At 34.8% G+C, this 22,986-nt stretch carries 20 protein-coding genes; 9 read left to right on the forward strand and 11 right to left on the reverse strand.

Features of this window, described 5'->3' with window-relative positions; translation table 11 throughout:
- Window positions 1-3 precede the first annotated feature (3 nt).
- Complete coding sequence (gene dusB / locus CGC52_RS00095) at window positions 4-981, forward strand: tRNA dihydrouridine synthase DusB (RefSeq protein WP_095893079.1); 978 nt, start codon at window positions 4-6, stop codon at window positions 979-981.
- Between the two features lie 12 nt (window positions 982-993).
- On the opposite strand, the gene coaD is transcribed toward dusB, so the two are convergent.
- The gene (gene coaD / locus CGC52_RS00100; RefSeq protein ID WP_042005529.1) at window positions 994-1,455 is read right to left on the reverse strand and encodes a pantetheine-phosphate adenylyltransferase; all 462 of its coding nucleotides are present in this window, start codon (window positions 1,453-1,455) and stop codon (window positions 994-996) included.
- Between the two features lie 64 nt (window positions 1,456-1,519).
- A complete protein-coding gene (locus CGC52_RS00105; RefSeq protein ID WP_095893080.1) occupies window positions 1,520-2,500 on the reverse strand; it encodes a D-alanine--D-alanine ligase in 981 nt (326 codons plus the stop codon).
- A 127-nt stretch (window positions 2,501-2,627) separates the two neighbouring features.
- Here CGC52_RS00105 and CGC52_RS00110 point away from each other — a divergent pair, with 127 nt between their 5' ends.
- Window positions 2,628-4,028 carry an MATE family efflux transporter gene (locus CGC52_RS00110; protein WP_042344595.1) on the forward strand — a complete coding sequence of 467 codons (1,401 nt, stop codon included), beginning with the start codon at window positions 2,628-2,630 and terminating at the stop codon, window positions 4,026-4,028.
- Window positions 4,029-4,030: 2 nt separating this feature from the next.
- On the forward strand, window positions 4,031-4,390 hold the full coding sequence (locus tag CGC52_RS00115; RefSeq protein WP_042005531.1) for a YraN family protein: 360 nt from the start codon (window positions 4,031-4,033) through the stop codon (window positions 4,388-4,390).
- A gap of 19 nt (window positions 4,391-4,409) precedes the next feature.
- Here the strand turns inward: CGC52_RS00115 and CGC52_RS00120 are convergent, their stop codons facing one another.
- Window positions 4,410-5,654, reverse strand: coding sequence for an ABC transporter permease (locus CGC52_RS00120; protein WP_042005541.1), 1,245 nt, complete (start codon window positions 5,652-5,654; stop codon window positions 4,410-4,412).
- Window positions 5,655-5,730: 76 nt separating this feature from the next.
- On the opposite strand from CGC52_RS00120, the gene purH reads away from it, so the two are divergent.
- Entirely contained in the window at window positions 5,731-7,263 is a 1,533-nt protein-coding gene (gene purH / locus CGC52_RS00125) for a bifunctional phosphoribosylaminoimidazolecarboxamide formyltransferase/IMP cyclohydrolase (protein ID WP_042005533.1), read from the forward strand.
- A 260-nt stretch (window positions 7,264-7,523) separates the two neighbouring features.
- Here purH and CGC52_RS00130 read toward each other — a convergent pair whose 3' ends face one another.
- Window positions 7,524-8,744 carry a 6-bladed beta-propeller gene (locus tag CGC52_RS00130; RefSeq protein WP_095893081.1) on the reverse strand — a complete coding sequence of 407 codons (1,221 nt, stop codon included), beginning with the start codon at window positions 8,742-8,744 and terminating at the stop codon, window positions 7,524-7,526.
- Between the two features lie 95 nt (window positions 8,745-8,839).
- Window positions 8,840-10,060, reverse strand: a complete 1,221-nt coding sequence (locus tag CGC52_RS00135; RefSeq protein WP_095893082.1) for a 6-bladed beta-propeller — start codon at window positions 10,058-10,060, stop codon at window positions 8,840-8,842.
- Between the two features lie 397 nt (window positions 10,061-10,457).
- On the opposite strand from CGC52_RS00135, the gene pheS reads away from it, so the two are divergent.
- Window positions 10,458-11,477, forward strand: coding sequence for a phenylalanine--tRNA ligase subunit alpha (gene pheS, locus CGC52_RS00140; protein ID WP_198540569.1), 1,020 nt, complete (start codon window positions 10,458-10,460; stop codon window positions 11,475-11,477).
- A gap of 505 nt (window positions 11,478-11,982) precedes the next feature.
- Here the strand turns inward: pheS and CGC52_RS00150 are convergent.
- Complete coding sequence (locus CGC52_RS00150) at window positions 11,983-13,086, reverse strand: M56 family metallopeptidase (RefSeq protein ID WP_095893085.1); 1,104 nt, start codon at window positions 13,084-13,086, stop codon at window positions 11,983-11,985.
- Window positions 13,087-13,168: 82 nt separating this feature from the next.
- Window positions 13,169-13,537: a BlaI/MecI/CopY family transcriptional regulator gene (locus tag CGC52_RS00155; RefSeq protein WP_095893086.1), complete on the reverse strand. Its 369-nt coding sequence runs from the start codon at window positions 13,535-13,537 to the stop codon at window positions 13,169-13,171.
- A gap of 179 nt (window positions 13,538-13,716) precedes the next feature.
- Between CGC52_RS00155 and CGC52_RS00160 the strand changes: the two genes are divergently transcribed.
- The 3 genes from CGC52_RS00160 (at window position 13,717) to guaA (ending at window position 16,709) form a co-directional block, all read left to right on the forward strand.
- Window positions 13,717-14,643 carry an ABC transporter ATP-binding protein gene (locus CGC52_RS00160; protein ID WP_095893087.1) on the forward strand — a complete coding sequence of 309 codons (927 nt, stop codon included), beginning with the start codon at window positions 13,717-13,719 and terminating at the stop codon, window positions 14,641-14,643.
- A 45-nt stretch (window positions 14,644-14,688) separates the two neighbouring features.
- A complete protein-coding gene (locus tag CGC52_RS00165) occupies window positions 14,689-14,919 on the forward strand; it encodes a hypothetical protein (protein ID WP_042010327.1) in 231 nt (76 codons plus the stop codon).
- Window positions 14,920-15,179: 260 nt separating this feature from the next.
- Window positions 15,180-16,709 (forward strand): glutamine-hydrolyzing GMP synthase, encoded by a 1,530-nt coding sequence (gene guaA / locus CGC52_RS00170; protein WP_095893088.1) that lies wholly within the window; start codon window positions 15,180-15,182, stop codon window positions 16,707-16,709.
- A gap of 84 nt (window positions 16,710-16,793) precedes the next feature.
- On the opposite strand, the gene CGC52_RS00175 is transcribed toward guaA, so the two are convergent.
- From CGC52_RS00175 to CGC52_RS00190, 4 genes are all read right to left on the reverse strand, one after another.
- Window positions 16,794-17,315 (reverse strand): DUF4112 domain-containing protein, encoded by a 522-nt coding sequence (locus CGC52_RS00175; RefSeq protein WP_232751821.1) that lies wholly within the window; start codon window positions 17,313-17,315, stop codon window positions 16,794-16,796.
- Between the two features lie 123 nt (window positions 17,316-17,438).
- Window positions 17,439-18,002, reverse strand: coding sequence for an NfeD family protein (locus CGC52_RS00180; protein ID WP_042010335.1), 564 nt, complete (start codon window positions 18,000-18,002; stop codon window positions 17,439-17,441).
- 24 nt (window positions 18,003-18,026) lie between these two features.
- Window positions 18,027-19,685, reverse strand: coding sequence for a DNA repair protein RecN (gene recN / locus CGC52_RS00185; protein ID WP_095893089.1), 1,659 nt, complete (start codon window positions 19,683-19,685; stop codon window positions 18,027-18,029).
- 65 nt (window positions 19,686-19,750) lie between these two features.
- A complete protein-coding gene (locus CGC52_RS00190) occupies window positions 19,751-20,632 on the reverse strand; it encodes a DUF4835 family protein (RefSeq protein ID WP_095893090.1) in 882 nt (293 codons plus the stop codon).
- A gap of 270 nt (window positions 20,633-20,902) precedes the next feature.
- Here CGC52_RS00190 and ppk1 point away from each other — a divergent pair, with 270 nt between their 5' ends.
- Window positions 20,903-22,984 carry a polyphosphate kinase 1 gene (gene ppk1 / locus CGC52_RS00195; protein ID WP_095893091.1) on the forward strand — a complete coding sequence of 694 codons (2,082 nt, stop codon included), beginning with the start codon at window positions 20,903-20,905 and terminating at the stop codon, window positions 22,982-22,984.
- Window positions 22,985-22,986: the final 2 nt, after the last annotated feature.

Consider the following 22,986-nt stretch of genomic DNA (forward strand, 5'->3'; position numbering starts at 1 on the left):
ATTATGGTAAAAATTGGCAATATAGAGTTAGGAGAATTTCCGTTGTTGTTAGCTCCAATGGAGGATGTTAGTGATCCACCATTCCGTAGGTTATGTAAAATTCACGGAGCAGATATGCTTTACAGCGAATTCATTTCTTCTGAAGGATTGATTCGTGATGCGATTAAAAGCAGACAAAAATTGGATATTTTTGACTATGAGCGTCCCGTAGGTATTCAAATTTTTGGAGGTGACGAAGAGGCGATGGCTCTTTCTGCTAAAATTGTAGAAGCTGTTGAACCCGATGTGTTGGATATCAACTTCGGTTGCCCTGTGAAAAAAGTTGTTTCAAAAGGAGCAGGGGCAGGGGTTTTGAAGGATATTGACCTGATGGTACGTCTTACAAAAGCGGTTGTTAATAGTACAAAATTGCCTGTGACGGTGAAAACTCGTTTGGGGTGGGATGAAGCCTCTATCAACATAGATGAAGTTGTGGAACGATTACAAGATGTTGGAGTTCAGGCAATTTCAATTCATGCTCGTACACGTTCACAACTCTACAAAGGACACTCCGATTGGACTCATATTGCTCGAATTAAAGAGAATTCACGAGTAAAGATTCCTATTTTTGGAAATGGAGATATCGACAGCCCCGAAAAAGCACTCGAGTACCGCCAAAAATTTGGAGTTGATGGCATCATGATAGGTCGTGCAGCAATCGGTTATCCTTGGATTTTCAATGAGATAAAGCATTATTTTAGTACAGGCAAAAATTTGTCAGCTCCTACTATTATCGATCGAGTACAAGCTGTAAAGAAACATCTTACATGGGCATCCGAATGGAAAGGTGAGCGACAAGGCGTATTAGAAATGAGACGCCATTATGCTAATTACTTCCGTGGAATTCCTAATTTCAAAGAATACCGTCAAAAGATGGTAACTTTGGATTCTCTTTCGGAGATTTTGGCTGTATTAGAGGAAGTTGCAGAAAAAATGGGATAGCGCTAGAAAATGCTATTTTGGATTAACAACTACGCTGCTAGGTACTAAAACGGTGTAATCTCCATTGTTCCGAATCACATCCCGAACTATAGATGATGAAATGTAGGACGTGCTTGAAGCTGTAAGTAGAAAAACGGTTTCGATTTTCGATAACTTACGATTAGTATGAGCTATAGCTTTTTCAAATTCAAAGTCAGCTGGATTTCTCAGCCCTCGCAAAATGAACGAAGCTCCAATTTCTTTACAATAATCTACCGTAAGTCCTTGATAAGTAGTCACTTTAACCTTAGGTTTGTCAGCAAAGGCTTTTTCGATAAAGGTTTTACGTTCCTCTATTGAGAACATATAATTTTTATCGTTATTCACTCCAATAGCAACGACAATCTCATCAAATAGATCCAACGCACGGCAAACAATGTCGTAATGCCCTAAGGTGATCGGGTCAAATGATCCAGGGAATAATGCTCTTTTCATGCTCTTTATATGTTATCGTTTTAAGTATATTTTTATTCGGTTACTAAGAGAAATATTTTGTTAATCAGTTACTTAAGGCAGAATTAATCTCTGAGTCTAATAAGTCTGAAAAATTTAATCCTTTGTGAGCTACCTGCTGTGGGAAAATACTCTGTGGTGATAGTCCAGGGTTGGTGTTTATTTCAATAAAATGAGGAATATTATCCATGATAATATAATCAATCCGAGAGAACCCTTTCATATTCAGAATATCATATATTTTTATAGTCAGTCCATCAATGCGTTCTATAAGTTCATTGCTGAGTAGAGCAGGGGTAATTTCCTTTGATTTTCCAAGATATTTCGCCTCATAATCAAAGAAATCATTTTCAGAGATAATTTCGGTATGTCCCATAACGGTGGTTTTTCCATTTAGACGCATCACACCTACAGATATTTCGCGTCCACTAAGAAAAGATTCAATCAAGATTTCATCATCTACCTGAAAAGCATTGAGTAAAGCCTCTTCAAATTCAGCGGAGGTACGCACTTTGGAAACCCCTAAACTGCTCCCTGATCGATTTGCTTTTACAAATAAAGGTAGTCCTAATTCCTTAGAAATCAGATTGAAATCTAATTTATCTTTTTTCGATGCATAGATTGATTTTGCTTTCGGGATGTTGAATTTAGCCAAAACGGAGAGAGTATCGCGTTTGTTGAATGTCAATGCCGATTGATAAAAATCGCAACCTGTGTAGGGAATTCCTATCAGTTTCCAATAGGCTTGGAGCTGTCCATCTTCGCCAGGAGTACCATGGATTGTATTGACAACAAGGTCAAAGGTTATTTTTTCACCGTCCTTAGTAGCCGAAAAATCTCCCTTGTTGATAGAAAATGATTTGCCTCCCGATTTGTCTATCAAAAACCAACCTTCGTTGAGAATATGTACCTCAAAAACTTCGTATTTTTCCTTATCCAAATTCTGTAAAATCAGTTGCCCACTTTTGAGAGAAACACCGCATTCCCCTGAGTATCCTCCCATTACTACTGCAATTTTCTTTTTCATTGATTCGAAATATTTTCAGCCAAAGATATAGGTTTTTGTTGAAATAGCGAACTCATAAGAACATTTTTTTCGTGGTTGATAAAAATAGTTTCTGTATCTTTGTCCCTTGTTAAAAAAAATAGAGATTGTGATATTCCATAAACTTTCGAACTACACAAAAGAATTTAAACAGAATTTAATCATTGCTTACCCTGTTATATTAGGGATGTTAGGGCACGTTTTTGTTGGATTTATCGACAATGTAATGGTCGGTAAAGTGGGCGTTACAGAGTTGGCTGCAGTGGCATTGGGAAATAGTGCTATTTTCATTGCTATGTCTTTTGGGATAGGTTTCTCCACAGCACTTACGCCCTTAGTTGCGAAAGCTGATGGGGAAGGTGATAAAGAGGAAGTAAAATCGACTCTAAAACACGGTATTTTACTCAATAGTGTTTTGTGTTTTTTCCTATTTTTACTCTTGTTTTTCGCTGAGCCTTTGATGTATTTAACAGGACAACCTGAGAATGTGGTTAAACTTGCTGTTCCTTACACTTTTTTGGTGGCTTTTTCTCTTATTCCACTTGGATTTTTTATGGCATACAAGCAATTTGCTGATGGTCTGTCCCTGACTAAATATGCCATGTATGTCACTCTTATAGGTAATATTATTAATATAATTTTCAATTATATATTCATTTATGGAAAACTTGGAATGCCTGCCTTAGGAGTTATAGGAGCAGGAGTTGGGACACTTGTTTCACGATTTTTAATGCCCATATTACTTTGGTGGATGTTAAAAAAGATAAAACAGACAAAAGAGTATGTTGTTGGTTTACAGTGGAATACGTTTGATAGGAAAAATATAAAGAAAATAATCAATATAGGGATTCCTTCTGGGTTACAAATGATTTTTGAGGTAGGCATTTTTACGGCAGCTATTTGGATGAGTGGTATCTTGGGAGAGAAAGAGCTTTCAGCCAATCAAATAGCGTTAAATTTAGCATCAATGACTTTTATGGTTGCTAACGGTTTGGGAGTAACGGCCATGATACGTGTCGGAAATCAATTAGGCACTAAGGATTTTTTTAATTTACGTCGCATAGGTTTATCCGTATTCGTATTGGTACTGTTCACTCAATCTTTTTTTGCATTATTGTTAACTGTTTTTAGAACTTGGTTGCCGACCTTATATTTAGAGATGGATAATTTAGAAAAATTAACGGAGAATGCTTTCGTTATTGGTGAGGCGGCTAAGCTCTTGCTGATTGCAGCTATTTTTCAAATTTCTGACGGATTGCAAGTGACCGCTTTGGGGGCATTGCGAGGACTACAAGATGTTAAAGTGCCTATGTATATTACTTTTGTTGCCTACTGGATATTGAGTTTTCCTGTATGCTACTACTTAGGACTGAAGACTGAGTTAGGTACCATGGGGATTTGGATAGGTTTACTTTTCGGACTAACTGTTGCTGCTGTATGGCTACTATGGAGATTTAATATTATTTCTAAACGAATGATTCAGAGAACCTCACCAAAAGATCAAAAATAACTATGGCACAACACAATGATTTTGGAAAGGAAGCCGAGCAAATAGCGGTTGATTTTCTCATCGAAAACGGACACACCATTTTGGCTCAGAATTTCATTTATGCTCACGCTGAAATAGATATTATATCTTTAAAAAACAATATTTTACATATAACAGAGGTTAAAGCCAGAACCTCCGTTGCCTATGGAGAACCAGAGAGTTTTGTCAACAAATCGAAAATTAACTTAGTGGTTAAAGCAGCAAATCAGTATGTTTTAAAAAACGATTTGGATACGGAAGTGCAATTTGATATCATTTCAATAGTAAAGAACCAAACTGGATGCAGTATCAATTATATCGAAGATGCTTTCTATCCATTTTAAATTACTTTTATTCAGTGACTTACATTCCTGTTCTGATAGCTTCCACAGGGTTCAACTGCGAGGCATTCAACGCGGGAATGATTCCTGAAATCAGTCCGACAAGAAACGACACCCCCAAACCAATAATTACATTTTGAACTGATAACACAAAAGTGAGTTCATCGGTTAGTTGAGAAGCGAGAATCGTTCCAAGCCATACAAAAAGCAATCCTAAAAAACCTCCAATCAATGCTAAAAGTACAGCTTCAAACAAAAACTGAAACAGAATGAAATGCTTTTTAGCTCCCAACGATTTTTGTATCCCGATAAGGCTTGTTCTTTCTCGAACGCTTACAAACATTATATTAGCAATTCCGAAACCACCCACCAAAATCGAAAATCCACCAACAATCCACCCTACCAAATTCATCATGCCTATAGTTTGGTCAATCATATCTGTAAAAGAGGACATTTTATTCAGAAAAAAATTATTGATTTCTTCGGGTTTCAAGCCCCTGTATTTTCTAAAACGCTGTACAAGAATATCTTCAAATTCTTGCATATTAACTCCTTTTTTAGGTTTTATGGCAATTCCGCTGGGAACCCCTTGTGTGCCTGTGTTCATAAAACTTCTAACAAAAGTAGAAAGCAAAAATACTTTTTCGTCATTATCACTCACTGAGCCGTATTTTTTCAAAACGCCAATAACCACCATCTTTTTGCTTAAATAACGAACTTCTTTTCCTATAGGATCTTCGTTTTCAAAAAGTTGTTGGGCTATCTGATGTCCCAAAACGATAACCGGAGCTCCTACTCTTGATTCGGATTCAGTCATCAATCGTCCTTTCTCAACTTTAATATCCTCAATTTCTGATATTTCCGAAGTATCTGCTCTTGCAGGAACATTTTCAATGGTTTTTCCTTCGTATTTTATGGAAGAACTTACTCCAAAAATTGCATAAGACATGGCTTCCACATTGGGAATATCTTTTTTTAAAAACTCATACTCCTGATATGTAACCTGTGGAAAATTAAGCCGTTGCCAACGAGGAACATCTGTAGGGCCAAATGAAAACTTCGATACATACATAGAGTTTTTATCCAATCCTGCAAGATTTTCTTGAATGTTTCGATTTAATGAATCCACTGCTGAAAGTACTAAAATAATCAGAAATATTCCAACACTAACACCTAATAAAGATAAAAAAGTACGTAGCTTATTATCTCGTAATGACTTGGTTGCAAAACGGAAACTTTCTTTTAGTAGCTGTAGGTATATAAACATAATTTTTTGATAGAGATGCTTTATTATCTTGTGTAAAAATACTATTTTTGCACCCAAATATAAGACATTTTTTTTAATGAAACCCACAAAACAAGCTAAATCTGCTTTGATTTCTGTTTTCGACAAAACAGGATTAGAACCTATTATTCATAAAATGAATAGTTTAGGGATAACTATGTATTCAACTGGTGGTACAGAATCTTTCATCAGAAATTTAGGCGTAGAGGTGATTCCCGTAGAAACAGTAACGGATTACCCTTCGATTTTTGGAGGAAGAGTAAAAACACTACACCCTAAGATTTTTGGCGGTATTCTTAATCGTCAGGATAATGACAGTGATGTTGCTGAGATGATTCAGTATGCAATTCCTCAAATAGATATTGTTATTGTAGATTTGTATCCATTTGAAAAAACCGTTGCTAGTGGTGCAATTGAAAGTGATATTATTGAAAAGATAGATATTGGAGGTATTTCTCTGATTCGTGCGGCAGCTAAAAATTTTAAAGACGTATTATGTGTAGCTTCGGTGGAGCAGTATCCTGACTTATTGGATATTTTACTAAACTCACACGGAGCCACCACCTTGGAGCAACGCAAAAATTTTGCAGCAAAGGCTTTCCAGGTATCTTCTCATTACGACACAGCTATTTTCAATTATTTCAACCAAACAGAAGAAATTCCTGTACTTAAAATCAGTGAAAATCAAGGGCAGGTACTTCGCTACGGCGAAAACCCACATCAGAAAGGATTTTTCTATGGTGATTTTGATGCTTTATTCGAAAAGTTACATGGTAAAGAATTGTCTTACAATAATTTATTAGATGTAGATGCAGCTGTGAATCTGATTTTGGAATTCAAACATGAGGATCCTACTTTTGCTATTTTGAAGCATAACAATGCTTGTGGTGTTGCTACTCGTAAAAGCATTCAAGAGGCATACGCGGCAGCTTTGGCAGGTGACCCAGTGTCGGCGTTTGGAGGCATATTGATTTCAAACACCAAAATAGATTCTGCAACAGCAAATGACATGAATTCGTTGTTTTTTGAGGTGATCATTGCTCCTTCTTATAGCGATGATGCTTTGGAAATTTTGGAACAGAAAAAAAATCGTATTATATTAGTGCAGAAAGATATAACACTGCCAGAAACTTCTGTTCGCTCGTGTTTGAACGGCTATTTGGTACAAGATAAGGACCTTAGTACAGATAGTTTGGCTGATGTGAAATACGCAACTGAACAGAGGCCAACAGATGGAGCGTTGGAAGATTTGTTCTTCGCTTCAAAAATATGTAAGCATACCAAATCAAATACCATTGTTTTGGCAAAAAATAAACAGTTGTTGGCAAGTGGTACTGGACAAACAAGTAGAGTGGATGCTTTGATGCAGGCCATAGAAAAAGCGAAGCAATTTAAATTCGATTTAAACGGAGCCGTAATGGCGAGTGATGCTTTTTTCCCTTTTCCTGACTGTGTCGAAATTGCTAATAAAGCAGGAATTACAGATGTTATTCAGCCTGGAGGGTCGATTAAAGACCAGTTGAGTATTGATTATTGCAATAGTCACCAGATGGCAATGGTTTTCACAGGAATACGCCATTTTAAGCATTAGACACATGAGCCTAATTAGAAATCATTACTTGATTAAGGTTTTATTGAAGTTTTTATGACTCTTACTTGTTTAGTTTTTGTTATGAAATACGCTTAGTTTCCTATCAAAAATTTTATGATTAACCCTAAATACAGCGTTTTAAGTTTGTATTTAGGGTTTGTTTTTTAATTCTATGGCGACTAATACAATTTTATCTAAATAATTAAACGAGTACTATTTTTCCAAGTTAAAAACAATTGTAGAAATTTGTTTTTCATATCCTAAAACTCTCTCAATTTAAAGTATACCAACACGGGATTGTCTTCATCTTCTAATAGTTTTATTTTTTCTTTATCTTCTACTGAGATGATTTTACTATCTTTTAAAAAATCATAGTCTTTGGAACCAGGAATGTATGTGGACACAAAATAATCCTTATACACCGCTTTCGGAAAAGCAATCGGAGGAATTTCTTTTGGATCATAATTAGCATCAGTACCTCCGACCATATTTCCTGTTTTTTTATCCCTGTAAATGACAGTTTGTGATCCTATATAATAATTTTCTAAAAAGAAAATATTTTGGGAAAAAGTTTCAAAATAGTCGCCTATATTGAAGTAATAGTTGTTATTTTGAGTGATGCGGTCAAACTCTTCGAATGTTTTCCCGTAAACATATTTTAGAGGTAATTTTCTATCGTAATCTAATACAAATTCTGTTGTTAATTTGTTTGTTTTTGGTTCATAACTGTAGATAGAATCTGTAAATTCACCTGTAATTTTAAACAAATTATCATTTTTATGTAAGTAAGTGTAAGCGGAAAGAGCTCTTGTTTCTTGGTCTACAGGTAAGGAAACAAAATTCAACTCAAATTTTTTATCCGTTACTAATAATGTGTATTTTTCTTTCTCTTCCAAATGTGTGTTTCCTCCCTGTTGTGATAAGGTTTTAAAAATATAACCATCATCAGTTACTATTAGATTGTTAAACCCTAAAGGGAGTCGTTCCTGTCTAAGAAAATTTCCTACTTTATCAAAGAATAATAAAAAAGAATGTTGGTAGGCTACTAATTCATCGTTTTTAAAGTCATAGTCAATATCGTACAATCGGGAAAGCTCTCCAGGCCCTTGTCCGTGAGAAAATCGTTTTATAAATTTTCCGCTTTTGTCAAAAATGATGATATTCCTACCTTTGAATTTATCCATTATATAAATATATTCCTCCGTAGTTATGATTTTATAAATACCACCAATTAAACTTTTGTTATTGGTTTCCAACGGGATAATTTTTACGTCGCTTACTAAATTTCCAAACTCAAAGTGTTTTTTTCCAAGAAAAGGATTTAAGTCTATTTTCTTGATAGAGTCCATTTTAGGGATCAATATTTTTGTTTCTTCTAATTGTAGGGAAGCTATTTGTTCTTGGGTATAGCGAGTTTTTTCAGGTGTGTTTTGACAACTATTAAAAAGAAGTACACAAACTAAAAAGCATATTTGTTTCATACGGCGTTTATTTTAAAAAGATTCTTTTTCTAAACAGTTAAATATTATGTTTAACGAAGATAAGTATTATAAACAAACTTCTCAATAAGGAAAAACTAAAACTCTTCCAATTTAAAATATACCAACACGGGATTGTCATCATCTTTTGAATGTTTTATTTTTTCTTTGTCTTCTGCTGAGATGGTTTTACTATCTTTTAAGATTTCATAATCTTCTGAACTTGGAATGTAGGTAGAAACAAAATAATCCTTGTACACGGCTTTGGGAAAAGCTATTGGAGGGATTTCTTTTGGTTTAAGATTAGCGTTATTACCTCCTACCATATTTCCCGTTTTTTTATCACGATATACAACGGTTTTCAGTTCAGTATAGTTATTATGTAAAAAGAAAACATTTTGCGAAAAAGTTTCAAAGTATTCTCCTATGTTAAAATAGTAGTCGTTATTTCGGGTAGCTTTTGTAAACGTTTCAAAAGTTTCTCCATAAAGATACTTACGAGGGACTTTTTTGTCGTAATTTAACACAAATTCGGAGGTTAATTCGTTGGTTTTGGAATTATATTTGTAGATGGTATCAGTCATATGACCAGTTAAGCTAATCAAATTGTCATTTTTGTAAAGGTAAGTGTAAGCTGATAGAGCCTTTATTGGTTTAGGGCTATAAACAGCCACTGAATTTATTTTGAAAGTTTTGTTAGAAAAAAGGAAAGTGTATTTTTCATTTTCTTTTAGATGTTCATTTCCTTGTGATGGATAAGTTTTGAAGATATAGCCATCATCAGTTACCAATAAATTATCGAACCCAAGAGGTAATCGCTCCCGTCTAAGAAAATTTCCCACTTTATCAAAGAATAACAAAAAAGAATGTTGATAGGCTACTAATTCATCATTTTTAAAATCGTAATCAATATCGTACAATCGGGAAAGTTCTCCAGGCCCTTGTCCGTGAGAAAATCGTTTTATGAATTTTCCATTTCTATCAAAAATCAGAATCCCTCCGTCTTTGAAATTATCCATTATATAAATATATTCCTCCGTAGTTATGATTTTATAAATACCGTCAACCAGACTTTTGTTATTGGTTTCCAACGGGATAATTTTTACTTCGTTTACTAAGTTTCCAAACTCAAATTGTTTTTTCCCAAGAAAAGGATTTAAGTCTATTTTCTTGATAGTTTCTGTTTTTGGGGTAATAATTTTTGTATTTTCAAGTTCTAATAAAACAACTTGTTCCTCTGAGTAACGACCGATTACGTTCGAACTTTGGCAACTTAATAGTAAAAATGACAAGTAACCTATGTAGGTGATGTTTTTCATTTACAATCAGATTAAGATATTGAATAAATTTTGAAATAAGTTTTGTGTAAATTTTAACTTCCTGCAAATGTACAAAATAATATTGAAATATATAAGTGAACTCGTTTATGTACCTGTATTAAATTATGTATTTATTTGATAATTAATATTTTGAATTACTGATGAGATGATGCTTATTAAAAACAAACGAATGAAAATATTTTTATTGTAGGTTCATTTGTAAAGATTGACTGACTGCTACTTGAAATGACGATCAGTTCTCAAGTGTTACCAATATGGTTTATCAAGAGCCTTTGCAAATAGAATCTGTCGAAGTAAAATTTCTATATGACTATTTTCGAATTTGGTAAAAAAACATTACTTTTGCCACCTAACAGAGAGAAAATCTTAACGGATAATGATTGATAAAATTAAAGAGCATATCGCTCAAGTGGAAGCCTTTGTTGGAGCAACAAAGGAAGAGGTAGAACAATTTCGTATCCAGTATTTAGGAAAAAAAGGTGTTTTAAATGACTTTTTTGCAGTGTTTAAAAATGTTCCTAATGAAGAGAAAAAATCATTCGGACAAATTCTAAATGAACTTAAATCCAAGGTAGAATCCAAAGTACAGGCTCTGCATGACAATTTGGAACAACAAAACGAAAGCCAAGGTGTTTGTGGCGATTTGTCCCGTCCCGCTACTCCAATTCAAATCGGGGCACGTCATCCAATTTCATTAGTGAAGAATCAAATTATTGAAATTTTTTCTAACATTGGGTTTAACGTTTCCGAAGGACCTGAAATTGAAGACGATTGGCATAATTTCACGGCATTGAATTTACCTGAATATCACCCTGCTCGTGATATGCAAGATACGTTTTTCATTCAAACCAATCCTGATATTTTGCTCCGTACACACACCAGCTCGGTACAGGTTCGGTATATGGAAAGCCACCAACCGCCAATTCGTACCATTTCTCCAGGACGTGTATTCAGAAATGAAGCTATTTCGGCACGTTCGCATTGTTTGTTCCATCAGGTAGAAGGACTTTACATTGACAAAGACGTATCTTTTGCTGATTTGAAGCAAACATTGCTTTATTTCACTAAAGAAATGTTCGGAAAGTCAAAAATTCGTTTGCGTCCGTCGTATTTTCCGTTTACAGAGCCTTCTGCGGAAGTGGATATTTATTGGGGCTTGAATAATGAAATTGATTATCGTATCACCAAAGGAACGGGTTGGCTCGAAATTATGGGTTGTGGAATGGTTGACCCTAATGTATTGAAAAACTGCAATATAAATAGTGAAGAGTACAGCGGTTTTGCTTTCGGAATGGGAGTAGAACGTATAGCGATGTTGCTTTATCAAATTGGAGATATTCGTATGTTTTATGAGAACGATGTCCGTTTTTTAGAGCAGTTCAAAAGTTCTTTTTAACAGAAAATAAATGAAATCGAACATAATACATTTTCTTGTCCGTTTTTTAGGTTTCTTTTTGGTGTTTTTCATCATAAGATATGTCTTTTCAAAAATGGATGGCATCAAAATGGAAAAGTTTTTGTTTTTATGTCTTTTTCTGTGGAGCGGTATTTCTTCTTTGTATTTGATGGCGGAATCCTACTTTTTACTGACTAAAAAACGAAAAACTAAAGGTTTCATTAGTCTTGGTATAGGTGTTATGACAATTATTTACACTTTAATTGGGTTGAATCTGCTTATAGAAGTGTATTTTATGATAGCTTAAAGTTTATACAATGACTTTACAATAAAAAAGCAAGTTTTTAAGACTTGCTTTTTTGTTAATGTTTTCACAGAAAAATAAAGCTATATCATTTTGAATTTAAAATAACCGATATAAAAGTCTTCGACTTCGCTCAGACTGACACGGAGTTTGTCTTGCTGAGCGGAGTCGAAGCATCAATAGTCATTATAGTAAATTTCATTACTTTTCTTTGACGGGTACTGGAGGAGGTGGCGGAATTGGCAACTCCATATAGCTCACTTTTTTAGTAGGTATTGAAGGAGCAGGTGGCGGAGGTGGTGGCGGAGGCGGTAATTGTAAGCCATACTTCTTAGTAAAAGCCTCTCTTTCTGATTTATTGGTAATTTGCTCCACAATTTCATTACCTGCTTCATCTGTCAGAGTAACAGTTGTTTTTTCTCCTTTTCCCTTAAGACTTACACCTTCTACTCTTATTATTTTATATTTGGCAGATGCTTGTAAGGGAGAAACTTCTTTTTGTTTTTCCGCTTCTTGGGCGTAGCTTTTTTCGGCAAAAACCACAAGGAATAGAACACTTGTTGGGATAAGCAACGCCATTTTACATAAATTACGAAAATGATTTACTTTTGTTTGTAACATAATCAGACGTTTTTTGGTGTTGTAAAAATTGAAATAATTATAAATCGGGACATTTGCAGAAGCAGCTCTTTTGAGTATAAGCATTTGGTATTCTGCAATATTTGTGTGTTTAGAAACCACACAAGCATCGGCTAAAAACTCGTGATTGATTCGGATAGCTTTCCCAAACAAATGCACCACAGGGTGAAACCAAAACACGATTTTCAAAAACTCGACAAAAAGTAAATCCAAAGAATGTTTTTGCCGAATGTGGGTCAGTTCGTGTAATAAAACTTTTTGTTCATAGGCGTCTTTTTTATTGATAAAAATGTAATTCCAAAACGAATGAGGTGCACATTCTTCTTCCAAAATCACCAAATAAGCTCCTTGATAAGGTTGTTTAGGATGTTTTTTGATTTTATTGAAGATTTTAAGTAAGTTACGTAAGAATCGAAATAACATCAGAAACGTAATCACTCCATATAAACACATGATAATCAAACTTGTAAAGTTGTTATTTTCTGTAATAAATTGCTCTGTTGTTGGATTTACGTAAATCGAGGAATTGTTAACTTCTTGTGTAACGACTGTTTGCTCGAATGTTTTTTCAAATATGGGTTGAAAAGGCATTTCAATGGTAATCAGCGGAAAAACAAACGAAGCTACCAAAGCCGAAAGCAAGAAAAACCGATTGAATATCAGCATTTTTTCTCGCGATAACAACAAGTGATACAATGTGTAGAAACACATACCACACAATAGTGTTTTGATAAGATACGGTATCATTTTATTCCTTTTTAAGGCTTGAATCTACTATCTTTTTTAATTCTTCCCATTGCTCGGGCGTCATCGAAATTTCTTTTGCAAAAAAGGAAGCAAACTGAAAAGCTGAATTTTCAAAATAATCGCTGATAATGGTTTTCATCTTTCGGGAAAAATAGCTGTTTTTGGAAACTTTCGGATAATACTCACGCGAATTTCCCCTTTGATGATACCCAACCATCTGCTTGTCAATCATTCGTTTAAGAAGTGTAGCGATAGTTGTACTTGCCGGTTTTGGGTCAGGATAAGCCTCCAATAAATCTTTCATATAGGCAGTTTGTTTCTGCCATAAATATTCCATAAGCTGTTCTTCTGTATTTGATAATTTTTTCATTTTCTACAAGTTTAGATTTTACACTACAAATGTAGAAATAAATTTTAAATAGAAAAAATTTTTCTCCAACTTTTTTCAAAATATTTTTCATTGTAATAGAAAATTTACTTCTAAATAGTTGATTTTCTGTAAGTATTGTAGTTTTGGTTATTTATTATATATTTGCTTTTTTTTGAAAGATGCTCAAAGTTAATAATATATCATATACCTACGACGGCTTCAATGCTGGTTTTCGCGATATTTCGTTTGAATTGCAACAAGGTAAACATCTGTCTGTTATGGGCGAAAGTGGCAGTGGTAAAAGTACGTTACTGAAAGCTATTTACGGACTTTTTGATTTACAAGAAGGAACCATTTTTTTCAAGGAGAAGAAAGTATTAGGTCCTTCACGTCAATTGGTTCCTGGTTATGAAAAAATGAAGTATTTAGCACAAGATTTTGGTTTGAGTCCGTATCATACTGTGGCAGAGAATATTGGTAAATTCTTGTCTAACATTGATTTAGATTATAAAAAACAACGTGTAAGCGAGTTACTTTCGCTTGTGGAAATGGAACGTTTTTCGGACAGAAAGGCACATTTGCTCAGTGGAGGTGAAAAGCAGCGTGTGGGACTTGCTGTAGCTTTGGCACAAGAACCTGAATTGCTGATACTTGATGAGCCTTTCAGCCAAATCGACACTTTTCGCCGTAATAAACTACAACGGACGTTATTTGCTTATTTAAAAGATAAAAATATCAGCTGTATTGTTGCTACGCACGATAGCCGTGAGGCTCTTGCTTTTGCTGATAAAGTACTTATAATGAAAGATGGAATTTCAATAATGTTCGGAAATTTGTTAGATGTTTATCGCCAAAATAAGGATTTTTACACAGCATCACTTTTCGGAGACGTTACTCGATATAGCAGAGAAAATAACGTTTTGTTACTCAAGCCATATGAAATTGAAGTTGTCGAAAAATCAGATTGGGAAGCAATGATATTATCTTCTTATTATCAAGGAGATATGTTTTTAATAACAGCTGTTTCAAATGCCGAACCTGTCTATTTTTACCATAAGAATCCATTAAAAAAAGATGAAAAAGTTTATTTATCAAAAAAGAATTAATATATTTGTACCGAATTAGTTATACTTAAAAAAACATATCTGTATATGAAAGCATTTTTTGAAGCTATCCAATATTTTTTTGAGGAAATTCTGTTTGCTCCATTGGATTTTTTGCGTACGTTGGAACTTGAAAGTTGGTGGGGAGCCAATTTTATGACTTGGACATTTATCCTCATTGGGTTTGTGTTCCTGTTCTATTGGTTGGGACAATTGAGAAAATACAACAAAAGAAATGACGAACGTAGAGACGTGGTTTCACATTCATTTTTTAAATAATTTTTTGTTGCACTTTTTATTTAGAGGGCTGTCCGAAAAGTTTTGTCTTACACCATTTTGCCATCTTTAATTTCTTGGAAACCTTTATTCACAAGGTTCATAGGGTTCCTCCCTTTAATCGGAATGATAGGATAGCACGGAGATTAACTTTTCAGGCGGTCTTTTTTGCATTTATTACCCATAATATTCGGCGATTTACATTTTTTTGTAATTCTGCCTGAGATTCGGATTATTTTTTAGACTATACATTACATAAATCAATGAATAACAGTGTTTTAATTTTAGATTTCGGTTCGCAGTACACTCAGTTGATTGCTCGTAGAGTACGTGAACTGAATTTTTTTTGTGAGTTACATCCATTTAATCATTTACCTGAAAATTTAGATGATTTTTCAGCGGTAATTCTTTCAGGGTCACCTTATTCGGTGCGAAGTGAAGACGCTTTATTACCCGATTTGTCAAAAATCAAAGGTAAAAAACCGTTATTAGCTGTTTGTTACGGAGCTCAATATTTGGCTCATTTCAATGGAGGAAACGTAGCTCCGTCAAATATTCGTGAATATGGACGTGCAAATCTTTCGTTCATTAAGGAAAATGAACCCTTATTTGACGGTATTGCAATAGATAGCCAGGTGTGGATGAGTCACAGTGATACAATTAAAGAATTGCCTACTCGAGGTGTGTGTTTGGCGAGTACTAATGATGTGGTTAATGCTGCTTATCGGATTGATGGGGAACAAACCTATGCTATTCAGTTTCACCCTGAAGTATCACATTCAATTGATGGAAAAAAATTGTTAGAAAATTTCCTTACGAAAATAGCAAAAATTACTCCAACATGGACACCAGATAATTTCGTGGAAATGACCATACAGTCTCTTAAAGAGCAAGTTGGTGATGAAAAAGTGGTTTTAGGGCTTTCAGGAGGCGTTGATTCAACTGTGGCAGCAGTACTGCTTAACAAAGCTATCGGAAATCAACTTCATTGTATTTTTGTAAACAATGGGTTACTTCGTAAAAACGAGTTTGAGAATGTTCTGAAACAATATGAAGGGATGGGATTAAACGTAAAAGGAGTAGATGCTTCGGAACGTTTTTTGACTGCTTTGACAGGAAAGTCAGACCCTGAAGACAAGAGAAAAACCATAGGGCGTGTTTTCATCGAAGTGTTTGATGATGAGTCACATAAAATTGAAGATGCGAAATGGTTAGGGCAGGGGACGATTTACCCTGATGTTATTGAATCGTTATCGGTGAAAGGCCCTTCAGCCACCATAAAATCACATCACAATGTAGGAGGATTACCTGATTTTATGAAATTAAAAGTAGTAGAGCCTTTGCGTATGCTCTTCAAAGATGAGGTACGCCGTGTGGGGAAAACCTTAGGTATTGATGAGGAATTGTTAGGCAGACATCCGTTCCCTGGTCCAGGATTGGCGATTCGTATTTTGGGGGATGTTACCGCTGAAAAAGTGCAAATTTTACAAGAAGTAGATGCCATTTTTATCAACGGTCTCAAAGAACATAATCTCTATGACAAAGTATGGCAAGCAGGAGCCATCTTGTTGCCAATCAATAGCGTAGGTGTTATGGGAGATGAGCGTACGTACGAAAAGGTTGTTGCTTTGCGTGCTGTAGAAAGTGTAGACGGAATGACCGCTGATTGGGTTGATTTGCCGTACACTTTCCTACAAAAAATATCAAATGCAATTATCAATAAGGTGAAAGGCGTCAACCGAGTAGTGTATGACATTAGCTCAAAACCACCTGCAACCATTGAATGGGAATAATTTTTATCCCATTCATGGCAGAGCAATAGTTATATATATTAAACAAATCAAAAGGTTGTCAAAGCAATTTGGCAACCTTTTTAGCTACCCAAAAATCTGGTCGAATAAATCCTTAACAAGAGATAGCACAAAGCCAATCATTATGATAATTAGTACAATAAGCACAATTACGCCAATAGTTGTCCACAAGGCACGACGGTTTACTTTTTTGATGATTTCTTTGTCATCGTTCACAAAGCCAATGATTAAATCGAAATTTTCTTTGTGCGAACGATGAACAAAATCTAATACCATACCCAAATAAGGAATAAGCCCAATCAACACGTCCAAAAGAGAGTTGAAAAGAATAGCAACCGTTAATCGATAAGATCGAATTTTGAATATTGATACATACAAAAATGAAAAACTAAAGAACTGAGTAAAAAAATCTCCAACCACAGGAATCAGTCCGATAATCCCATCAAGGTAGTAGTCATCCATATATTTTTTGGTATACTTGATGATGTTATAATGAACACTATTATCAAGTCTTGAGCGTTTTAACTCTTTGTAGGACTGTAGATTGATTTGTTTTTGGGATTGCATATTTTTGGTGTTCTCAGCCATGTAACTAATTTAAGTGATTGTTTTAAAAAGTTAATTTTATTAAGTTATATCGTTGAAAAATAGGACAAATCACCATTTATCGGTTAATTATCGTATTTTTCCTTTTTACATGTTTTAGCACTTTTAGACTTTTTCCACAATGGCCACAGTGTTTTCGATTCCAACGATTTTTACGATAGAATTTGACGGAATCTTATCACCGTCAGTCATTGCTTCAAGCTCTCGGAATGAACCTTTTACGCTGAGAGTTATTTTCCCTTTGCCCGACTTATGAGGTGGAATGGTTAAATAAACTTCTGCAGTTTTGTTTATTATTTCATTGATTTTAAATGAGTTATCTTCGGTGAGTTTCATTAATGCTCTTATGACCAAAAAGAATAGGTAAATGAATAGACAGCCGATAACGACTCCTAATAAAGTTAGAAGAATCTTATTTTCAATAAGTTGGTAAAATGAAATTCCAGTCCAGCTGAAACCTAAGAGAAAGTTAATCAAATTTCGGAATGAAAATAACTGGAATGGGGTATCTTCTCCTTCAAAATCTCCATCAAAGTCCGCATCAATGCCATCTGAGCTTCCCATACCGATGAAAGTCATTACTGTTTGGATTAAAAAGATAACTGATGTTGGAATAGCGATATACCAAAATGTTTTTAGGAATATGTCCATTGAATTAAATAGTTCCATAGAGTTCTGATTTTTAATATGTTATTAACCTTTTTTTAGTAATTCTATTGCATGATTTTTTGCCGATTCACCACTGTTTTTTCCTTCTAACATTTCCGAAAGTTCAATAATTCTCTCATTTTCTGAAAGTTGTTTTAGTTGAGTGGTAGTTTTTCCTTCAATATCTTCCTTAAAAACTTTAAAATGATAATGACCTTTGGCAGCTACTTGTGGTAGGTGTGTTATGGCAAAAACTTGTCGATTTTTACTCATATTTTTCATTATTTCCCCCATTTTTAGAGATATTTCGCCTGAAACGCCTGTATCAATTTCGTCAAACATAATGGTTGGTAATGCTGTATGTTCTGCCATAATAGCTTTCACCGCAAGCATAATTCGCGACAATTCTCCGCCAGAAGCTACTTTTTTTAAAGTTCCAAAATTCCCACCTTTATTAGCTGAAAATAAAAAAGTTAGCTGATCCATTCCGTTGTTTTGATACGTTTGTGTGGACTGTAATTCTATCTGAAAACGTGCATTTGGCATCCCAAGTTCATGCATGAAATTAGTTAGTTTAGTATCTAATTCTGGAATGACCTTTTTGCGTGTTTCGTGCAGTTCCGATGCCTTTTCGATAGTTTCAATTTGTTGATTTTCAACAATATTACGTTGTTCTTCAATTGAACTTTCTATGTTTTCAGTTTGGGAAACGGCTTCTTCCAATTGGGTTTGAATGGCAATAAGTTCATCCACAGTTGAGACCTTGTGCTTTTTTTGTAGGTCGTAAATCAAGTGTAATTGCTGTGATACTTTTTCCAAAGTTTCTGGGTCAGTTTCGATGTTTTCGTCGATGTCAAAGACCTCATTTTGTAAGTCATCCAATTCAATGAAGGCTGATTCAATGCGTTCGAAAATATCGCGATACTGTTGTTTGTAGTCGGTGAGTTTTGTGAAAACACGTTTTAATTCACGCAGTTGGTTTACGATACCTACATTTTCGTCGCTCAACAACTGCAAACTTTCTTTTATATATTCTTTTATTTCCTCGCTATTAGATGCCTCTTCATAGGTTTCTTCCAATTCCTCTTGGATACCTTTTTGCAGAGGAGCGGATTTTAATTCTTTTAGTAGATGAAAATTATAGTCGTATTCTTTATTTGCATTCTTTTGGAAATCAATGAGTTCCTGAAGTTTTTTCTGGTTTTTTTTGAGTTTTTCCCACAGGGATACATATTCCGAGATTAGGTGTTTGTTACCAGCAATAGCGTCAATGATATCGAACTGAAAATCTAAATTTCCAATAGAAAGTGTTTGATGTTGCGAATGTATGTCGACTAACACCTCTCCCAATCGGCTAAGAGTATCTAAGGTCACGGGTGAATCGTTAATGAACGCTCTTGATTTGTTCGAGGGTAGAATTTCTCTACGGATGATGGTTTGCGGTTCGTAGTCAATTTCTAAGTCACTAAAAAGAGTCAGAAAGTTGTATTTTTCTAATGAAAATTCGGCTTCAATAACGCATTTTTCTTCTTTATTTCGGAGTGCTGACATGTCGGCTCGTTTCCCAAGCACCAATGAAAGTGCGTCTAATAGTATGGATTTCCCAGCTCCTGTTTCTCCTGTGATGATGATGAACCCTTCAGGGAAATTGATGTGTAAATCATCAATTAAAGCGAAATTTTTTATAGATAGTGCTTTTAGCATGTTTTTATTTTTTTTCGTGAGAATTTGAAATTATGAATTACGTTTTGGATAGTCAGAATTTGCAACTATTTAATCATATTCCATTTAATTGCCTGTGAGGGAGCTACTTTCAGCAGTGATTCTTTCAAAGTTTTGGTGCTGAACATGGTTCCTCCTGAATAGATGGATACAATTTCGTCCGTTTTTGCCCCAAATAGTATGTTCACAGCGTAGGAATTAAGTCGTAGGCTTGGGATTTTTTCAATTTGTAGCAACGCATTTTGCATTTCCTCCTTTGCATTTTTCTCATCCATATTCATTATGTCTAATCCCAAACGATGATAGGTGTACCAAATTTTATGATAATTTGTGTAATTCTCTGATAATAATTCTTTTATGAGCATCCAACGATTGTTATCCCCATTGTCTGTCCAACCTGTATAGCCACTACTTTGAGCATTTGTTACAACGCTTTGAGCTTGTACAAAATAGGGGTGTCCTCCTGATTCCACGAATGTATTGGCATCAAAACCTAAGATTAAATAAGCATAATATGCCACGATGGAGGTTAAGTTCGATTCAAACGAATTATTGGTAAAAGACAGTGTTTCAAACTCTTGATAACTGAAAGATACATCTTTGTCTTGCAAATTCACTACGGGCGATTGATATGCCGTATTGAAGACAGGGCGAGATGACTGCACAAGCAAACTTCCCTCCATCTGATTGTTCTCATACTTGGTAATTACGAAAGTAAAATTGCATCTAATACGTTCATTATCATGTGTTTTTATGCTTGTCCATGTAGCATTATTGATAAATTCATGCAAAGATTTTTCCAATGTTTTGAAAACATTTCTATTGGAGAGGTTCACCTGTTGGGTGTTTACCGTTACCACAGCATTTAACTCTTGAGCCGAAGTTAAAACGCTGAAAAGCAACGTACAGATATATATTATTTTCTTCATCATGTACACTAATTTCACGCAAATATAAATAAAATTCCGAGAAGATTGAAATTCGGGTTCTTTTTTTGTTTTGTGAAATGAATTCTATGAATGTTAAATATTTTTTCGTAATTTTGTGGCAGTGCAGTCCAAAAAGAGTTGTACTAAAAGCAGTTGAGAAACGATTCTTAAAGGTGGATTAAATGTTAAAAAATATTTCTATTTAATCGTGTACTTTACAGTGCGGATTTTGACAAAAAAGGCATCTTTAGTTTTTCTTATTACATCAATATGGCAAAGAATAAATACATAAACAGGGAACTTAGTTGGTTGAAATTCAACGAGAGAGTATTGCAAGAGGCAGCAGATGAAAGCGTTCCGCTATTGGAGCGTTTGCGTTTTGCAGGAATATTTTCAAATAATTTAGATGAATTTTTCAAAGTGCGTTATGCTACGATTAAGCGTATTGTGATGAACGATAGTAGTGACATCCACGCTAAAGAATTGCTTGAAGAAATCACCAAAGAGGTTATCCAATTGCAGGAACAGAGTCTGAACATTATAGGTTCAGTAACTAAAGAATTGGAAAAAGAACAGATTTTTATTGTGAATGAAAAAACGCTACTTCCTGAACATGAGAAGTTTGTGACTAGTTATTTTCTTTCCAAAGTGCGTCCAGCTTTGTTTACTATCATTCTAAATGATCTGGAAGCGTTTCCTGAGTTGAAGGATGATGTGGCGTATTTAGCAATCAAAATGATTTTGAAAGAAGAGGGACAAACCAAAGGTATTCAAAAATTCTTTTCTTCGAAAGCGTATAAAGAGAAAATACAGTATGCACTCATTGAGTTACCTACTACTATTGATCGTTTTGTGGAGTTGCCTAAAGTGGATGGAAAGCATTATATTATTATGATTGATGACATCATACGCTTTTGTATGCATCAAATTTTTTACATCTTCAGTTATGAATCACTTACGGCACATATGATTAAAATCACCCGAGATGCAGAGCTTGATATTGATGATGATTTAAGTAAAAGTTTTGTTGAAAAAATTTCGTCAAGTGTAGAAGGGCGACGCAGTGGAGAGCCAGTCCGTTTCGTTTATGATAAAGGAATAGACAAGGATACTTTGGCATTTCTGTTTGAGAAGATGGATATTGTGGACACTGATAGCATCATACCTGGAGGAAGATATCACAACCGACGTGACTATATGAATTTTCCAAGTATGGGACGCTATGATTTGACCTATGAGCCCATTCAGCCACTGCCCGTAAAAGGACTCTCGTCAGGAGAAAGTTTGCTCAAAAAGATAGCCGAAAAAGATTATTTGCAATTCACACCTTATCATACTTTTTCCAATATTGTTTGGTTTTTGCGAGAAGCGGCTTTGGACCCCAAAGTGAAATCCGTAAAAATTACCGTTTATCGCTTGGCAAAAAATTCACAAGTGGTGAACTCATTAATAAATGCGGTTAAGAATGGTAAAAAAGTAACCGTACAAATTGAGCTACAAGCTCGTTTTGATGAGGAATCAAACATAAAATATGCAGAATTGTTAAAAGCGGAAGGTGTAAAACTTATTTTTGGGGTTCGAGGGTTGAAAGTCCACAGTAAAATATGTGTTATTGAACGTGAAGAAGGGAAGGAACTCAAACGATATGGATTCATCAGTACAGGAAATTTCAATGAATCTACCGCACGAATCTATACCGATTACACCCTGTTTACCGCCAATCAAGATATTCTTAAGGAGGTTAATAAAGTGTTTAACTTCTTTGATACGAATTATATCATCCAACGCTATAAGCATTTGATTGTGTCACCACATTATACAAAGAAAATACTTACTAAACTCATTGAGCAAGAAATTACCAATGCTAAGAACGGTAAAGAAGCCTTCATAAAGCTGAAAATGAATAGTTTAACCAGCTATAAAATGATTGACAAACTTTATGAAGCAAGTAGGGCAGGGGTTAAAATTCAGATGATTGTTCGTGGTATTTGTTGTTTGATTCCAGGAGTTCCAGGAATGAGCGAAAACATTGAAGTTATCAGTATTGTGGACAGGTTTTTGGAGCATCCTCGTCTGTTTATTTTTGGAAATAATGGCAATCCGAAGGTTTATATTTCTTCGGCTGATTTTATGACTCGTAATATTTCCCACCGAGTGGAGGTCGGTTGCCCAATTTATGATGCTGCTATCAAAAAAGAATTGATGGACACCTTTGAAATTGGATGGTCGGACAATGTGAAAGCACGTATTATCTCACAAAAACAAGATAATGCCTACCGCCGAAATGACGATTTAAAAGTTCGTTCGCAAGTGGCGATGTACGACTATTACGCCCAGGATAGGGATTTGTAATA

It is taken from the genome of Capnocytophaga sp. H2931, from assembly GCF_002302535.1.
Lineage (GTDB): Bacteria > Bacteroidota > Bacteroidia > Flavobacteriales > Flavobacteriaceae > Capnocytophaga > Capnocytophaga canis.

Excerpts from the sequence above, each read along its gene's own strand:
- dusB (WP_095893079.1), top strand. The coding sequence starts at position 4 with ATGGTAAAAATTGGCAATATAGAGTTAGGAGAATTTCCGTTGTTGTTA.
- coaD (WP_042005529.1), bottom strand. The coding sequence starts at position 1,455 with ATGAAAAGAGCATTATTCCCTGGATCATTTGACCCGATCACCTTAGGG.
- CGC52_RS00105 (WP_095893080.1), bottom strand. The coding sequence starts at position 2,500 with ATGAAAAAGAAAATTGCAGTAGTAATGGGAGGATACTCAGGGGAATGC.
- CGC52_RS00115 (WP_042005531.1), top strand. The coding sequence starts at position 4,031 with ATGGCACAACACAATGATTTTGGAAAGGAAGCCGAGCAAATAGCGGTT.
- CGC52_RS00120 (WP_042005541.1), bottom strand. The coding sequence starts at position 5,654 with ATGTTTATATACCTACAGCTACTAAAAGAAAGTTTCCGTTTTGCAACC.
- purH (WP_042005533.1), top strand. The coding sequence starts at position 5,731 with ATGAAACCCACAAAACAAGCTAAATCTGCTTTGATTTCTGTTTTCGAC.
- CGC52_RS00130 (WP_095893081.1), bottom strand. The coding sequence starts at position 8,744 with ATGAAACAAATATGCTTTTTAGTTTGTGTACTTCTTTTTAATAGTTGT.
- CGC52_RS00135 (WP_095893082.1), bottom strand. The coding sequence starts at position 10,060 with ATGAAAAACATCACCTACATAGGTTACTTGTCATTTTTACTATTAAGT.
- pheS (WP_198540569.1), top strand. The coding sequence starts at position 10,458 with ATGATTGATAAAATTAAAGAGCATATCGCTCAAGTGGAAGCCTTTGTT.
- CGC52_RS00150 (WP_095893085.1), bottom strand. The coding sequence starts at position 13,086 with ATGCTGATATTCAATCGGTTTTTCTTGCTTTCGGCTTTGGTAGCTTCG.
- CGC52_RS00155 (WP_095893086.1), bottom strand. The coding sequence starts at position 13,537 with ATGAAAAAATTATCAAATACAGAAGAACAGCTTATGGAATATTTATGG.
- CGC52_RS00160 (WP_095893087.1), top strand. The coding sequence starts at position 13,717 with ATGCTCAAAGTTAATAATATATCATATACCTACGACGGCTTCAATGCT.
- CGC52_RS00165 (WP_042010327.1), top strand. The coding sequence starts at position 14,689 with ATGAAAGCATTTTTTGAAGCTATCCAATATTTTTTTGAGGAAATTCTG.
- guaA (WP_095893088.1), top strand. The coding sequence starts at position 15,180 with ATGAATAACAGTGTTTTAATTTTAGATTTCGGTTCGCAGTACACTCAG.
- CGC52_RS00175 (WP_232751821.1), bottom strand. The coding sequence starts at position 17,315 with ATGGCTGAGAACACCAAAAATATGCAATCCCAAAAACAAATCAATCTA.
- CGC52_RS00180 (WP_042010335.1), bottom strand. The coding sequence starts at position 18,002 with ATGGAACTATTTAATTCAATGGACATATTCCTAAAAACATTTTGGTAT.
- recN (WP_095893089.1), bottom strand. The coding sequence starts at position 19,685 with ATGCTAAAAGCACTATCTATAAAAAATTTCGCTTTAATTGATGATTTA.
- CGC52_RS00190 (WP_095893090.1), bottom strand. The coding sequence starts at position 20,632 with ATGAAGAAAATAATATATATCTGTACGTTGCTTTTCAGCGTTTTAACT.
- ppk1 (WP_095893091.1), top strand. The coding sequence starts at position 20,903 with ATGGCAAAGAATAAATACATAAACAGGGAACTTAGTTGGTTGAAATTC.